Here is a 421-nt window from a genome sequence, read left to right as displayed (position 1 = left end):
ATTTTTCGGCGCCGGAAACCTCATCTTCCCGGTCGAGCTAGGGCGCCTCGCCGGCCACAGCGCCCCCGTAACCGCCGCAGGATTTCTCGTCACCGCAGTCGGGATCCCCATCGTGGCCATCATCTCTTCCGCCGTGTCGGGATGCTCCAGCGTCCACGGCATGACCTCGCGGGTGTCCTCTCAATACGCCACGATCTTCACCTGCCTGCTGTACCTGACCATCGGCCCAGCCTTCGCCATCCCGAGAACGGCGACCGTCTCCTACGAAGTCGGCGTGGCGCCCTTTATCCAAGGCCACGGCCCGGCACTGCCGATCTTCACCATCGTGTTCTTCGCGATGACTCTGGTCGCAGCCCTCAAACCCGGAAAGCTCATGGACTGGGTAGGGCGATATCTGACCCCACTGTTCCTTGCCCTGCTA

1 protein-coding gene is annotated in these 421 nt (G+C 62.9%); it reads left to right on the top strand.

The features are described 5' to 3' along the window. Positions 1–421, top strand: a 421-nt coding sequence (locus KJQ99_RS11420) for a branched-chain amino acid transport system II carrier protein (RefSeq protein ID WP_214150740.1), incomplete at both ends; no start/stop codon positions are given.

The sequence above is a fragment of the Campylobacter sp. 2018MI13 genome (genome assembly GCF_018501135.1).
In the GTDB taxonomy this organism is placed as follows: Bacteria; Campylobacterota; Campylobacteria; order Campylobacterales; family Campylobacteraceae; genus Campylobacter_E.
This window is presented reverse-complemented; position numbering and strand designations above follow the sequence as displayed.